The organism is Mesorhizobium sp. M1E.F.Ca.ET.063.01.1.1 (genome assembly GCF_003998155.1).
Lineage (GTDB): Bacteria > Pseudomonadota > Alphaproteobacteria > Rhizobiales > Rhizobiaceae > Mesorhizobium.
In genome coordinates, this window is record NZ_RZSC01001700.1 from 1 (window position 1) to 413 (window position 413).

General features: G+C 66.1%; 1 pseudogene. It reads right to left on the reverse strand.

Annotation, left to right across the window (positions count from 1 at the left end):
- Window positions 1-113: 113 nt before the first annotated feature.
- Window positions 114-413 (reverse strand): annotated as a pseudogene (locus EOA29_RS40490) (response regulator); the annotation flags it as partial.

Genomic DNA, 413 nt, shown 5'->3' on the forward strand with positions numbered 1-413 from the left:
GGCCTGCGTAGGGCGGTCGCTACCGGTACTCGCGTAGCAAAAGTACGCTGCGTTCCGGTTCTCTCAAACCGCCATTCCCGGCTCGGCCTGACAGATCCCGAGGGCGCCTAATCCTAGCTCTCGACGGAAGCCTGCTCGGCTATCGCCGAAAGCACGCCGCGCACATCGAGCGTGCTGAACGGCTTTTCCAGGATCTGCGGCCGCTGGTGCGGCGGCAGCGCCTCGATCTCGGCCTTGGCACCGATGAGATCGCCGGTGACCAGCACGAAGCACTGCGCCAGCGCCGGCCGTTCGGCGAGCAGCTCGCGATAGATCGATATGCCACTGGTGCCGGGCATGCGCAGGTCGGAAAAGACGATGTCGGGCGGCATCTGACCGCTGAGGATCGACGCCGCCGATGTCCAGGCCGGCAC